This is a genomic window from Rhizobium sp. Root1203 (assembly GCF_001424945.1).
Classification (GTDB): Bacteria; Pseudomonadota; Alphaproteobacteria; order Rhizobiales; family Rhizobiaceae; genus Rhizobium.
This window is the reverse complement of sequence record NZ_LMCW01000028.1, coordinates 1-12,528: the sequence shown is the minus strand read 5'-3', so window position 1 is coordinate 12,528 and position 12,528 is coordinate 1. Positions and strand designations below refer to the sequence as shown.

The following is a 12,528-nucleotide window of genomic DNA, read 5'->3' as shown; positions in this document are numbered from 1 at the left end:
TCACATGCACTTGGTTGAAACGAAGATTGTTCACGAAACAACCGGCTGGCGGGTGGATTTCGTCGGCGACGATGGTGAAGCGGTGTCGATCAAGGTCGCTGACGATCACGCTGCAAGCGAAAATGAGGCCATTGAGTGTGCGAAGGAGGTCATGGTCCAGTTAACGGCATATGGCACGCGGGGAGGTGGCCGAAGCATCAATCCCTACGATGCGGCCAGTAACGGCAACTTCGACGACGGCGAGCTGCCGCTCGACAAGCGACACTGACCGGTGGTGGAGACGCACCCGTGTGCACACCTCCGCACTGAACGCCGATGGCCGAGGCTCCTATATTGGTGGTGTCGGGATCGGGCGAAAGCGACCCGTCCCACCCGTGGAACACGGATGCAGTCATGATTACCCTCGCCGCGACACGTGATGCCTCTTCGAGGACACTGGCCTAGCGGCGCCGACATGAGTCCTGCCGCTAGGCCAGTCGGATCAGGCCCTAGCACGGGGGCGTCGCGCAAACTGCGTAGACCGTACAATCGTGTGGGGATGCCGGCCTTCTTGATGATGTCTTCCTGAGCGACCTTGGCCGGGAAGTAGCCGTTGTCCGGCGATCTCTCGATGCCAAATATGGAGAGTGCGGCATGATGCCGGACTCCAGCGGCCTTCTCGGCCTTGAGCAGGTTGGCAGTCGCCGTCTGGAAGAACGACAGGACGGCGCTGGGTTCGAAAGACGGCGAGTTGCTGACGTCCAGGACAACGCTTGTCCCGGCCAGCCAATTCAAGTGATCCGAAGCGAATGAGGATATGCTGGTACCTGTCCAAGGAACCAAATAGCTCAAGGGCGGTTTCCACCACGGATCGCGTCGCGCGGTTTTTCCAACACCGCGATGCACCTCCCCCGGAGCCGACGCGATCCACCCTTCTGAAGGGCGAAGGTGCTGTGCGAATACTCCGTTAGACCGGGTTCGCTGAGCGGGAATACAAAGGAGGAGCGTGAACACCGCATGACTGTGGGATCTAACCGACATGGCAAGCCTCTGATTTCAGACGATCTAACAAGATGTCAGGAGATATTGGAGGGGTATTGTCGCCGACATAACGTCCCATTGTGGTCGAGCGAGGCATCTCACATTCGAGCAATCATAATCGAGATCTACGAACAGGGCGTGCGTGATGCGCGTCGTGGGATCGTAGAACGGCGATGCCACTGACCCCCTCTCGTTGGAACAATAGGGAGCCTATCGCGTTTTAGCGGGATGTTGCCGCGGTCTCCTCGGCTTGTTCCAAAGCCCTGACATTTCCCGCTCTCAAGCCGGCCTCGTCATGGGCGAATAGAGATGTTCCTCTGGAGGAGGATGTGATGTCTCAAAAGCACTTCAGTAGCGACAATGAGCGGCTGCACTCCGATGACCTGCGCATTTGCCACAACGTTCTAGATGCAATCTGCCGTGACATCGGAATAGAGCCTGGCTCCGAGGAAGCGGATCGTATTGCCGAAATCACCATCGATGTTTATCAGCAAGGCGTCCGCGGGACGCAGCTCAGACATATCGTTGATGCCGCGCGCGGCCTCAATCTCCATCGGGATGGACCCAGAGCGTAGCGCACTGTTGAGGTAAGGCCCGACCATGGTGGAGCTCAGCGGATCGACGCGCCCGAGGAAGAAGCCCACGCGGAGCCCGCGTGCGCCATAGCGCCAACAACCATAACGAAAAGGGCGCCCGATGGCGCCCTAAAAAGCCACTCCCCGATTAAGGAGAGGCGGCTGGCTCGCGCCGCGTTTGCGTCTTAGCGACAAACGGTGCGGTACTTGGTTATTTCATGATGATTGACACGAGCATGGTACGGCTGCTTCCAGCACCGATCGTAATGGACGTGGTGCCGGTACCGGTCACCGTAGTTGTCTCCATGATAATTCTGATGATTATTCCCACGCGGCTCGCCCATACGAATGGTTACACTGTCGGCAAAGGATGGTGCTGTTGTCGCCACGACGGACGACACGGCAATTGCGGCAGCGGCTAAAAGTCTCTTCATTGCATTCTCCATTAATTTCAGAGGCATAAACGCCGCAGTAACCAAATGGTTTCATGCAATCTTTGCCCTCTCCCGTTTTGCTGCCCCTCCCCCAGTGGCGCCTGGTGCGCCTGCTAAAGGCGCGCTTGTCGCGCGTCGAGCACGGCTGATAACCGCGACGCAGGGTATTATGATCCTTGGCCAAGGGCGGCGTCGAATCCAGAACCCGGGAACCAACTCTGCAGATCGAAGTTTAGAAAACGGACTCCGTCAGGCGCATATTCTACACGTTGCGCTGCGGCCCCCCGGCTGCCGACGAAGTCTTACTCGGGGCCCGCCGTCCTCCCAGGTCGGCGGGTCTTTTGCGGAACCTGTGCCCAAGGGTTTGCCAGAATGTCGGTCTCGGAAGGTCGGCCTTATCCTGACCAAGCGCTGCAATGAATGACCGCAACCTTGGCAGGTGCCCGACGGCTCCTTTGCCGCAACTCAGTGGGTTCTAGCCGAGGGGTCGCTCGGGCGACAGAGCTTGTGGACGTAGTCTGACAAGGCGGGGTCGTCGCGCAGGCACTCTTGAAACCTCCACTCATCCAGTCGACCGAGCCGGTAGGCTTCCAGAAGACGTCTCTGTTCATTTGTCAAAGGTGGGAGATGCATCGTAGCCGTCGGGGCTTGTCGCGTCTGGGAAGCGCTTTCAGGCGTCTTTTCGGATACGGGTATATGAGATGTCATGGGGTTCCTCCTTCCGACGGAAACGTACGGGCAGTCCAATCACGCCCGCTTGTCGCCATTTAATTAGAACTACCTAATGATCTTCAGTCAAGATGGGGAGGACTTAACGTAGCGAAGAACTCGCCGGCCGATGCACATGGAACAAAACCTCCGTGAAAGCATTTATTGGCCGATCTCGGGGGTATTTTCCGCGGTCGTATGGGGGCTTTGGTGTTACAATCGCTCGCCAGAGCCTCCATTCCATTCGCCCCCAATTCATGAGCCGCTGGTGTGTAGGCACGTGACGGCCCACTAAGGCAGGTTGAAGCCACCCTTCACCATAAAGCCAACGGCGCCCATGATGATGCCGGTTATTATTGCCCGGTTCACCCATTTTTATGTCCCACCGATCTCGTCGATTTTCTTGTCGATCGAGGTAAACCGCAGGTCCATGTTCTTAAACTGCTCGTCTTTGCGAGCGTCAGCGATGTCGCTTACTCGCTGCCACTTCTCTAGCTCGCTCAATGGCGTGGTGCTCCAGGCTGACGACTCTCGTGCGGAGATCCATATCAGTTTCCGTCGGCGTCAATTCCCTGCCCTTTCAATGCTTCGGCCCTATGCTTGACCGGAGAGACCCGATCGACTATTCGGCCCGCCGCCGTCCTCGTTAATGAGGCGGTAGCAACAGGAGGGTCCGGCCTTACGAGGAGGTCGGGCCCTTTGCTATTTCCGACAGGCCAGATCTTCGCGGCACTGCTTGTTGATTGAGGCGATTGCCGGTCCCGCCGGAGGGGCTTCAGCCGCAGCTCGTGCCGCAACGGGGTCACTGAAGTGGGTTAGCTGATTAGTCGCAGCCGCTGTCTGGCAGCTCGCTTTCGCGCATGAGGACAAGGCAACGATCGCGAGCCGACTTGCCACGGAAGTCCGCATTATTCTTCTCCATGTTTGAATTTCTGCTTGATGCCTCTTTGATCGCTTGCACCTGTGCCGCGATCCGCGTGTCTTTCGCTCCGGTCCATTTCCCGAGCTGGGCCTTGAACACGGCTGCGAGGACGCCAGCGCCGACTTTGATGATTTTGGAAGGCGGGAAAGTTGTCCTGCAGTTAGTCGGAGCCAGCGGGGTCGGTTGGCTCGGCGTTCGATGGGCGCGCTTCGCCGCTCGCGGTTTGGCAAAATGCGGAAGAGGTAAAGAGGGAACTCAGTGCAACAGAGACGCTCTTAGGGAGCAAATGGCGCTGGTATGGAAAGCATCACCTATCGGAAGGGCTGGTTTCTCTTTCCAAATTCGGTAGGAAAAATTCTTCGAAAGGTGCCAACAGACCTCTCAAATGCCTCTTACAATGCAAACAGTTATTGGGAAGCCTGGATAACGCATCCTTCGCGATGCCAAAGAAGCCATCATCGCAATTGCGCGAGCGGAACTCGATGTTAAGCTCAAAGCGGGCCACGTCGTCATGAACGACGAATTACAATTGCGGCTTCCCCCAGCTATTCCAAGGCTCAGCCCGGTTTCTCGAAGGTTGTGGCGGAGGTTCACCGCTCAATGGCTGCACTAACAATGGCAGGAACAATTCGTACAATAGGGAGTTAAACGGAAGCAACGGGCTCGGACAGGTCGTTGCATGCTGGCGTCCAGTCCCTCTAGATCGCTGGCGCAAAAGGCTCGGCGCTCCCGCGCCGGGCCTTTTGCTATCTGCCCGGCAAACAAACTTATAGAACAAGCCGACGAAGCCTCCTTGCAAAGGACAAAGGAAATGAAACAAGTATCGGCCATAACAGCCACATGCTTAGTGATACTCGCTCTTGCCTCATGCGCAAACACGATAAAAGGTGTTGGACGTGACGCCGCAAATACTGTGAACGCCACCCAAAACGCCGGCAATCGCATGGGTAATGCCGCAGCCCATTGAGAGCCGCGCTACTCTGTTTTGAAGACAGCCGCATTATCCGGAACCTCGCGGAGCCCCTTATAGGACGCATGCCGGAGTTTGGGGACAATGCGCAGGCGGTGCCGCCGGTCGCATTCGGGAGGATCGTGAACGTCACCGTGCTTTCAAAGAAAGATGGAGCGTCGTCGCGCAGGCTATAACGGACTTCCTCGCCAGATGTGATAGTGGCCGGGGCGGAGATCGGCTAATGCGTCTTTCGGCAACCAGTTTTCCCGAAATTCCGCAATGCTGATTGCTTGCACGCCAGACCTTTTGCGGCGGTTCATCCAGATCGAATTCCAGTTCGATGCCGTTTTTCTGTTCTTTGGCCTTTCCATCGTTCATTGGTCCATATCTTTCAGCAAGACCTTGAGAGCTTCGATGCGGGCAGGCCAGTCGGCGCGATACGTGGCCAATCATTGTGAGATGAGAGCCAGCCCCTCCGGATCGACTTCGTAATTCACGAAACGCCCCTGCCGTTCTTCCCTCACGAGGTTTGCGCTCCGCAAAACCGAGAGGTATTGCGACATTGCCGGTGACTGATCTCCATGCCCTCCCGCAGGGCACTGGCGTTCATGCCGCCGCCAGCGTCTCGAAGATCGCGCGGCTGGTCGGGCTTTTCCGTTTCGCACAAATCCTGACTTTTGCGACACTCCGGTCATTCCTAAAAGCGTTCGAGGATTCTCGCCGCAAAACTCTGTCGCAAAAGCTGGAGTGGCTATCGCAGAGGAGACTTTGGGGCGCTGCCGTAGCAGCGCTACTTGCCGAGTGAGGCATACCTGCCAATGCCGCTCGCAACTCTCTGGAGGGTTCCACGTTATGGACACATAGGCGGCCACTCCGGCTGCCTTCCAACTGTGGAGAATAGCATGAAGAACGTCAGAGACTGGCTCGAAGACCAAGTGAGCAACGATCAAGTGGACTTTAATGAGGACTCCGCCCTGGAGCAGCACGCAGAGATTATCCGCGCGGCAGCTGAGGCCGCAGGTTATTCGGCGGACGAGCTCGATCACGCATGCGGCGGCGACATAGCCGAATATCTCAGATATCGGCAAAAGGAAGTTATTGACGAAGACGCCGAAGGCAAGATGGCGGGCGACACCTTCCCAATTCCGGTGCCGGGTTTCAATCAACAATAATCAGGAAGTGCACCGAGGGCGCTCAGCCGCATCATGCGGAACTGCGTCCTTTGCAGTTGACCTTGGTATTGGCCGGCAAATTTCGCAACTAGGTTCTCGTCCGTAGTCGCCAGGAAGCAGTTCTCTGCTCACTCAAATGCTCATTGGAATGTCTCAGCGGCCAATAGCCGAAGATGGTCGATCGACAACAGGCGGGCTTGTTACCCCTGCCCCTTAGCTTTCGCACTCTTTAAGCGTTTTGTGTCCTCTTTCTCCCAAGGTTCACTAGCGCTGCGATGATCACCGTTCCCGCGATGAAGACAAAGGCAGCTGCCGCAATGGCGGGGCTGATATTCTCACGAATTGTCGAGAACATTTGCCGCGCAAGAGTTCGTTGGTTCGGGCCCGCGACGAATAGGGTCAACACCACCTCGTCCAGCGAGGTTGCGAATGCGAACACCGCACCCGAGACGATGCCTGGCATAGCTAGTGGAAGGGTAACAGTCCGCAGCACTGTTGGAGGTGATGCTCCCATGCTGGCTGCGGCATGTTCCAAACGTGTATCGATGCCCTGCAACGACGCGGTGACGTTCACGATTACGAACGGGACGGCCAGAACCGAATGAGCGACGATAACCCCGATATAGGTGTTCGCGAGGCCATATTGAGCGAACATCAACTGCATCCCCACGCCGAGAACGACAGCAGGTACAACCATCGGCAAGAGAAAGACGGTTCGGATAAATCCAAAGATCAGTGAAACCGACTTCCCCCTCAATCCCAGCGCCGCGACGGTGCCCAAAACAGTCGACAGGACCGTCGTACCTACACCGATTATCAGGCTGTTGAAGATCGAACGCCTCCAGGCGTCAGCGGTGAACAACTCATCAAACCAGCGCAGCGAAAAAGATGGGATGGGGTAATTCAGAAATACGCTGTTGGTGAAGGCAAGCGGAAGGATTGCGATCAGCGGGGCCATCAAGAAGAACACGACCATCGAGCCGAAGATCACCTTTGAAATAGTAAGGGACTTCATGACCGCGCCTCCTCGGAAGAGAGTCTCAGGTAGACAACGTAGAGGATGATGGTAGCCAGCAGCAGCACCAACCCCAGCGCTCCTGCCATACCCCAGTTTGCGGCCCCAGTGGCATAATATGCAATGACAGCGCTGATCATCTGATCCTTCGCGCCGCCAATCAGGGCTGGCGTGATGTAGTAGCCAAGGGCGCTCATGAACACCAAAAGCGAACCCGATACGACGCCGCGAAGGGCAAGCGGCAGCAGCACCAGCCAAAACGATCGGATGGGAGAAGCCCCGAGGGATGCCGCAGCGGGCATCAGGTTCTTCGGAATTCCGATGAGAACGCTGAAGATCGGCAAAACCATGAAGGGCAGGAGAACGTGGGTCATCGCGATGACAACGCCAACCCTATTGAAGATCAACGGTATTGGACCGCTTGTGAGACCGATGGCTTCAAGCGTTGAGTTAATGAGGCCATTGTCCTGGAGAAGGATGTACCAAGCCGCTGTACGGACGAGGAGCGAGGTCCACAGCGGCAACAGTACAGCGCCAAGGAGAAGTTGGCGCGCCCAGCCATTAACGGATGCGGCAACCATCGAAAATGGCAGTCCAATCAGAACACAGCAGATCGTGACCATGCCTGCCGTCACAAGGGTCCTTATCAACGTTTCGCGATTGGCTGAGCTGCCTTCTGGAAGGGAAACGATGCTCCCATCGTTGTCGCGCGTCAGGTCGACTGCGGCCAGAAGGTTGCGATCGGTGATCGGCGAGCTAGCGGCGTCTTGCACAGCGATCCAGAAAGCCGGATCGCTCCAACGTCGGTCAACCGATACAAGATCGCTGAGGTCTTCATCCGACACTGCTGCCGTCTTGGTCTTGCTCATCAGTGTGCGGAAACCAGACTTCGCGCTGTTCAAGCGCCTAACGAGATCGCCAAAAAGCTGATCATCCGTAATGCCGCGCAGATCGTGAGCGAAGGCTTTCTGTGCGTCGACGGGAGGGGTACTCGAACGATCCCATCCCTTCAACGCTGCTGCTGTGGTAGGAAGCGCTTGCGAGGCAACCGGGTCTGAGACTGCCGATTTCATCATGGTCGCCAAGGGAGCAACGAAAAAGAACGCAAGGAAGAGTGCCAAGGGCGCGACCAAGGCGAACGATGTCAGTTGCTTTCGGAACCAAGATCGCCGCGTCATGCCACAATCCAACATTGGTCTTGGGAGAATGAAGCTTGCGCTTCATCTCCGAGCTGCGGCGGCGTCGCCTTACGGTCCGACTTGATGATCAGTTCACGTCCGTGAGCGAGAGCCCGTACCTGGAGGTGATCGCCATGGTACACGACGTCAGAAACGCTGACATTTAGCCGATTTTCCAAGGCCACACTTGCGTTAAGCTCGATACGTTCCGGCCGGATAGAGACTTTGACCCCCTTCCCCGCCGGTAGCTCCGTATCAGAACGGACCTTGATGATCTTGCCATCATCAAGGCGAATGTCCGCGACACTATCAGCGGTCCGAACAACCTTGCCCGTGAGAAGGTTTGTTTCTCCAATGAATTGAGCGACAAATTGGGTCTTGGGACGGTCGTAGATTTCAGACGGCGAACCAATTTGCTCGATCTTGCCGTGATTGAAGATCGCGATACGGTCCGACATCGTCAAGGCTTCGGTCTGATCGTGCGTGACAAACACAATCGTCAAGCCCAATCGACGGTGAAGATCGCGAATGTCGAGCTGCATCTGCTCACGCAACTTCTTGTCGAGCGCTCCAAGCGGCTCGTCCATCAATACGACTTCGGGTTCAAAAACGAGAGCGCGAGCCAATGCGACGCGCTGCTGCTGACCGCCGGAGAGCTGAATTGGGCGACGGTCCTGAAAGGCGCCGAGTTGCACCATGTCTAGAGCTTTGGTAACTCGCTCTACGATCTCGGCCCGTGAAAAACCCCTCATCTTGAGTGGGAATGCCACGTTCTCCGCGACCGTCATATGCGGGAACAAAGCGTAGTTCTGAAAGACCACGCCCATATTGCGCTTGTAGGGCGGCAGAGCATCAACGCGCTTTCCGGCGACCGAAATCGAGCCTTTGGTTGGGCTCTCAAAACCCGCAAGCATCATGAGAAGAGTCGTTTTTCCCGAACCCGACGGTCCAAGCAGGCTGACGAACTCGCCCTTTGCAATCGCCAACTCAAGGTCATCGACGACGGTTACGATACCGAACACCTTGCTGACCTTGTCAAAATGAATAAACGCATTGCTCATTATGGGCCCAATTTCGATCGTTTCGAGCAAGACCGCTCGCGTCATGCGAATGGCAGTAGTGTGGGACCTCGATTGAGAGGCCCCACTACCGATTTTACTGTCCGAGCCAGGCGTTGAAGCGCTGGGTAAGCTCCTCGGAGTTGTCGGTCCAGAAATCCACGTCGAGCGCGATGGAGCCCTTCAGGTTTTCTTCCGTTGTAGGAAGCTCCTTCTGGTACTGCTCTGGTACAAGCTTCGAGGCGCCAAGGTTGGGCAAGCCGTAGGCGATGAACTCAGGCAGCTTGGCCTGGTTTTCAGCCTTGCTTGCGAAAGCGATGAAATCCATCGCCGCATCCTTGTTCGGAGCATCCTTGAGAACAACCCAGCTGTCGATCGCGTATACGCTGCCAGGGAAGACGAAGCCAAAATGCTTGCCTTCGCTACGATTGATGCCGCTGATGCGTCCATTGTAAGCCGACGTCATGACGACCTGACCGGATGACAGAAGCTGGAGCGGCTGTGCGCCAGCATCCCACCAAACGATGTCAGCCTTCAGTTCATCAAGCTTTTTGAATGCCCGATCGACGCCACCCTCAGCCGCGAGCACCTTATAGACTTGATCGGCGGGAACGCCATCTGCCATCAACGCGAATTCGAGGGCATACTTTGGACCCTTGCGGAGACCGCGCTTACCGGGAAACTTTTTCGTGTCCCAGAAGTCGGCCCAGGTCTTCGGCGCGTCTTTCAACTTGTCGCCATCGTAAGAAAGACCAGTTGACCAGACGATGTTGCCAACGCCGCAATCGCTGACGGCTGCAGGCAGGAAGGCCTCCTTGCCGCCCAGCTTCTGCCAGTCGATTTTTTCGTAAATTCCGTCGGCGCAACCGAGCGCCAGCTCTTCAGATTCCACTTCAACCGCATCCCAGTTCGGGGTGCCAGCCTTCACCTTGGCCTGTAGAACGCCGTATCCTCCATCCCAACTCTCATCCAGAACGGGCTTGCCGCTCTCTTTTGCGAAGGTTTCGAAAAAGATTTTGCGCTGCGCATCTTGGAAATTACCACCCCAGGATACAACTGTCAGGTCTCGGGCCTGAGCGCCCAAGACGCCAGTCATCAGAACCGTGGATGCAATGAGTGTTGCTTTAAGCACGTTCATTGAATTCTCCCCTTGTTTATTTCTAACGTCGAATAGGAAACCACGTTTTAGGGGATTTGGAAGGCGGGCTAACCGGCTTGGTGACTATACTCACCGACAACACTGCTTATGGACCCCTCTCCTAATAGGTCGGTGGTGTTATCGCGCTTAAAACCTCGCTTTCACCGTCATGGACGTTTCGGAAGCGATGGGGAAGACGACTGTCGAAGTAGTATCCGTCACCAGATCGTAGCACGCGCTTCTGATTGCCCACTGTAATTTCGACAGCTCCGGAAAGTATCATCCCCGCTTCTTGCGCCGCATGCGTGAATTCCTCGCCAGTGTCTGCGCCTGGCGCATACCTCTCATGCAACATCAGTAGCTGTCGATTCGGATGATCCAGTCCGATAACCCGATATGAAATTGTGTCGACTTTTCCGATCTCAACTAGGTCGGAAGCCGCGTAAAAAGGCGTGTATGGAAGGCTCGACTGGAGGTCGGAGAAGAAGCCCGGCAAAGTTGTACCGAGAGCATCCAAAACGGCACCTAAGGTATCGATAGAGGGCGACATTTTGTCTCGTTCGATAAGAGAAATCGTGGAGTGTGAAATCCCGGACCGCGCCGCCAGTTCACGGACTCCCAAGTCGCGACGGCGACGTAGTTCTCTGAGCTTTGTCCCAATTTTTGGCATTTTATTCGACCCCTGGTGTTGTCTGCCTGTTTTGCGAGCATGGCACCGTCTTTAACAACTCCATACCAGCGCAACGATTAGCGATTTCCACTGGTGAAAATACTAAACAGGTGTTTAGGAGGCAATTGTCGGACTCCTTTTTGTGCGTGATGCTCCCGGTCAGCACCCACATAGGAGACCCTCATGACATCGCGGCTGGACGCTCTCAAAGGCAAGTTTACTCAGATCAAAGAACCGAAGCGCGATGCCGTTTCGGATACAGCTTCCATTGAGAACACTGTTAAGGACATTATCGCCAACGTTCGTAAGCGTGGCGACGCTGCAGTCCGTGAATACTCGATGGCATTCGACAAGGCCGACGTTGCGACCTTCGAAGTTACCGAAGAAGAAAAGCTGAAGGCGGTTGCTGACCTTGATCCGCAGACCCGCGAGGACACCGAGTTTGCAATCGCAAACGTTCGTCGTTTCGCAGAAGCACAGCTCGGGACAATTCTTCCGCTTGAAATCGAAAGTCTGCCCGGCCTACACCTTGGCCATCGTGTCATTCCTATTGAGATCGTCGGCTGCTACGTCCCAGGCGGTCGCTATCCCCTTCTCTCGGCTCCCGTCATGACAATCGTTCCGGCGAAAGTCGCGGGCTGCGACCAGGTCATAGCGTGCCTGCCGCCCAATGCACATCCGGCAATGATCGCGGGATGCCACCTAGCTGGTGCCGACCGCATCTTCCGCGTCGGGGGAGCCCAGGCCATTGCCGCGATGGCATACGGTACCGAGACGATCCCGCCTGTCGACAAGATCGTCGGTCCAGGCAATGCGTTCGTCAACGAAGCGAAACGTCAGGTCTTTGGTCAGGTCGGCATCGACCAGCTTGCCGGTCCTAGCGAAATCTTCATTGTTGCAGACGAAACAGCCAATCCTGCAACACTTGCGACCGACATGCTGGCACAGGCAGAGCACGACGTCCGCACCCGCGTTGGCCTGGTCACCACTGACCGCAAGGTCGCAGAGGAAACCATCAAGGAAGTCGAGAAGCAGCTTGAAACGCTTTCGACCGCTGCTGTGGCTGGCGTGGCGTGGAAGGATTACGGCGAAGTCACAGTTGTGGACGATGAAGCGACCATGATCGCCTATTCGGATTATATCGCCACCGAGCATTTGCAGGTCCACACCCGTGATCCGCACGCGACGGCGAAGAAGCTGCGGAACTACGGATCCATCTTCATTGGTGAACTCGCCAGCGTCGTCTATTCTGACAAGTGCTGTGGCACCAACCACACCCTGCCTACGATGGCGGCTGGCCGTTACACGGGCGGCCTGTGGGTCGGCTCGTATGTGAAGATCGCAACTCACCAGTGGCTGGAAGAGCGTGGCGTCGCAGCTGTAGCACCAGCCGCTGTCCGACAGAGCGCTACCGAACAGCTTGAAGGCCATCGCCGCGCTGCGGCGCTCCGACTGAGCCCTCAGCAGCTCGAAGTCAAGTGAGCTGATCAGAGCCAGACGCTCTTGTCTTATGACTATCTGCGCTTCTTCGTGAGATAAAGAAGCGCCGGAGAGGACGGCCATCCTTCTCCGGCGATGGGGGACGGATCGGTGACGCGCCGGTCGTCATTCTGATGAGTGCCGGGCCGAGCTAGAGTATGATCGCCCCCATCTTTTCCAATCGTCCTGAACGGATACCCGAGCCTT

General features: G+C 56.4%; 11 protein-coding genes and 3 pseudogenes. 4 read left to right on the top strand and 10 right to left on the bottom strand.

Annotated elements, in window-relative coordinates:
* Positions 1 to 4: 4 nt before the first annotated feature.
* Positions 5 to 268, top strand: coding sequence for a hypothetical protein (locus ASC97_RS23070; RefSeq protein WP_057470685.1), 264 nt, complete (start codon positions 5 to 7; stop codon positions 266 to 268).
* A gap of 240 nt (positions 269 to 508) precedes the next feature.
* Here the strand turns inward: ASC97_RS23070 and ASC97_RS35560 are convergent.
* From ASC97_RS35560 to ASC97_RS35960, 3 genes and pseudogenes are all read right to left on the bottom strand, one after another.
* Positions 509 to 765 (bottom strand): annotated as a pseudogene (locus ASC97_RS35560) (SDR family oxidoreductase); the annotation flags it as partial.
* Between the two features lie 659 nt (positions 766 to 1,424).
* Entirely contained in the window at positions 1,425 to 1,664 is a 240-nt protein-coding gene (locus ASC97_RS34180) for a hypothetical protein (RefSeq protein ID WP_057470684.1), read from the bottom strand.
* Between the two features lie 1,448 nt (positions 1,665 to 3,112).
* The gene (locus tag ASC97_RS35960; RefSeq protein ID WP_274534170.1) at positions 3,113 to 3,241 is read right to left on the bottom strand and encodes a hypothetical protein; all 129 of its coding nucleotides are present in this window, start codon (positions 3,239 to 3,241) and stop codon (positions 3,113 to 3,115) included.
* A gap of 1,229 nt (positions 3,242 to 4,470) precedes the next feature.
* On the opposite strand from ASC97_RS35960, the gene ASC97_RS35555 reads away from it, so the two are divergent.
* Positions 4,471 to 4,626: an entericidin gene (locus tag ASC97_RS35555; protein ID WP_082530122.1), complete on the top strand. Its 156-nt coding sequence runs from the start codon at positions 4,471 to 4,473 to the stop codon at positions 4,624 to 4,626.
* Positions 4,627 to 4,634: 8 nt separating this feature from the next.
* Here the strand turns inward: ASC97_RS35555 and ASC97_RS33330 are convergent.
* Positions 4,635 to 4,989 (bottom strand): annotated as a pseudogene (locus ASC97_RS33330) (SRPBCC family protein).
* Positions 4,986 to 5,278: pseudogene (locus tag ASC97_RS33325) on the bottom strand (ArsR/SmtB family transcription factor). The pseudogenes ASC97_RS33330 and ASC97_RS33325 overlap by 4 nt, the downstream one beginning before the upstream one ends.
* 235 nt (positions 5,279 to 5,513) lie before the next feature.
* Between ASC97_RS33325 and ASC97_RS23040 the strand changes: the two are divergent.
* On the top strand, positions 5,514 to 5,783 hold the full coding sequence (locus ASC97_RS23040) for a hypothetical protein (RefSeq protein WP_057470680.1): 270 nt from the start codon (positions 5,514 to 5,516) through the stop codon (positions 5,781 to 5,783).
* A 229-nt stretch (positions 5,784 to 6,012) separates the two neighbouring features.
* Here ASC97_RS23040 and ASC97_RS23035 read toward each other — a convergent pair whose 3' ends face one another.
* The 5 genes from ASC97_RS23035 to ASC97_RS23015 all read right to left on the bottom strand — a co-directional run bounded on the left by ASC97_RS23035 (position 6,013) and on the right by ASC97_RS23015 (position 10,842).
* On the bottom strand, positions 6,013 to 6,798 hold the full coding sequence (locus ASC97_RS23035; protein ID WP_057470679.1) for an ABC transporter permease: 786 nt from the start codon (positions 6,796 to 6,798) through the stop codon (positions 6,013 to 6,015).
* Positions 6,795 to 7,976: an ABC transporter permease gene (locus ASC97_RS23030; RefSeq protein ID WP_082530115.1), complete on the bottom strand. Its 1,182-nt coding sequence runs from the start codon at positions 7,974 to 7,976 to the stop codon at positions 6,795 to 6,797. Before ASC97_RS23030 ends, ASC97_RS23035 begins: the two co-directional genes overlap by 4 nt.
* A complete protein-coding gene (locus ASC97_RS23025; RefSeq protein WP_057470748.1) occupies positions 7,973 to 9,037 on the bottom strand; it encodes an ABC transporter ATP-binding protein in 1,065 nt (354 codons plus the stop codon). The genes ASC97_RS23030 and ASC97_RS23025 overlap by 4 nt, the downstream gene beginning before the upstream one ends.
* A 94-nt stretch (positions 9,038 to 9,131) precedes the next feature.
* Positions 9,132 to 10,172, bottom strand: coding sequence for an ABC transporter substrate-binding protein (locus tag ASC97_RS23020; protein ID WP_156390431.1), 1,041 nt, complete (start codon positions 10,170 to 10,172; stop codon positions 9,132 to 9,134).
* A 121-nt stretch (positions 10,173 to 10,293) separates the two neighbouring features.
* Positions 10,294 to 10,842 carry a cupin domain-containing protein gene (locus ASC97_RS23015; protein ID WP_057470678.1) on the bottom strand — a complete coding sequence of 183 codons (549 nt, stop codon included), beginning with the start codon at positions 10,840 to 10,842 and terminating at the stop codon, positions 10,294 to 10,296.
* Positions 10,843 to 11,025: 183 nt separating this feature from the next.
* On the opposite strand from ASC97_RS23015, the gene hisD reads away from it, so the two are divergent.
* On the top strand, positions 11,026 to 12,324 hold the full coding sequence (gene hisD, locus ASC97_RS23010; protein ID WP_057470677.1) for a histidinol dehydrogenase: 1,299 nt from the start codon (positions 11,026 to 11,028) through the stop codon (positions 12,322 to 12,324).
* Positions 12,325 to 12,528: the final 204 nt, after the last annotated feature.

Coding starts and splice junctions, on each gene's coding strand:
- ASC97_RS23070 (WP_057470685.1), top strand. CDS start 5: ATGCACTTGGTTGAAACGAAGATTGTTCACGAAACAACCGGCTGGCGG.
- ASC97_RS35555 (WP_082530122.1), top strand. CDS start 4,471: ATGAAACAAGTATCGGCCATAACAGCCACATGCTTAGTGATACTCGCT.
- ASC97_RS23040 (WP_057470680.1), top strand. CDS start 5,514: ATGAAGAACGTCAGAGACTGGCTCGAAGACCAAGTGAGCAACGATCAA.
- ASC97_RS23035 (WP_057470679.1), bottom strand. CDS start 6,798: ATGAAGTCCCTTACTATTTCAAAGGTGATCTTCGGCTCGATGGTCGTG.
- ASC97_RS23030 (WP_082530115.1), bottom strand. CDS start 7,976: ATGACGCGGCGATCTTGGTTCCGAAAGCAACTGACATCGTTCGCCTTG.
- ASC97_RS23025 (WP_057470748.1), bottom strand. CDS start 9,037: ATGAGCAATGCGTTTATTCATTTTGACAAGGTCAGCAAGGTGTTCGGT.
- ASC97_RS23020 (WP_156390431.1), bottom strand. CDS start 10,172: ATGAACGTGCTTAAAGCAACACTCATTGCATCCACGGTTCTGATGACT.
- ASC97_RS23015 (WP_057470678.1), bottom strand. CDS start 10,842: ATGCCAAAAATTGGGACAAAGCTCAGAGAACTACGTCGCCGTCGCGAC.
- hisD (WP_057470677.1), top strand. CDS start 11,026: ATGACATCGCGGCTGGACGCTCTCAAAGGCAAGTTTACTCAGATCAAA.